The sequence below is a fragment of the Streptomyces beijiangensis genome (assembly GCF_017315755.1).
GTDB lineage: Bacteria > Actinomycetota > Actinomycetes > Streptomycetales > Streptomycetaceae > Streptomyces > Streptomyces beijiangensis.
Map to the genome: position 1 here is coordinate 1 of NZ_JAFLRJ010001152.1, position 349 is coordinate 349.

Below are 349 nucleotides of genomic sequence, written 5' to 3' on the forward strand. Positions count from 1 at the left end.
CCGTCCACGCCCCGGCCCCGGCCGCCCCGGCCACGACCACCGGCAGATGGAGCGCGGCGCTCAGCGGTCCCGCGGCCAGCGGCCCGTCGGCGTCGTAGAGCACCGCCACGCCCGCGACCAGCAGATATCCCCCCGCCACCGCCCAGAGTCCGCCGCGTACGGACTCCGCCGAGCGGTCCTCCGCGGGCTCCAGGCAGTCGCGCGCGGCCCGGTACAGCAGCCAGATCGGCAGCACCGAGAGCAGCAGCGGTACGACACCGACCGGCGCCGGCACCCCGGAAAGGGTGTCGGGCCTGGTCAGCTCGGTGCCATGGGCGAGCAGCCAGAGCCCCGCGACCACGTGCAGGGC

General features: G+C 76.8%; 1 protein-coding gene. It reads right to left on the bottom strand.

Features of this window, described 5'->3' with window-relative positions:
- The coding region (locus J0695_RS40955) for a cell division protein PerM (RefSeq protein WP_242553783.1) at positions 1-349 on the bottom strand (349 nt) is incomplete at both ends.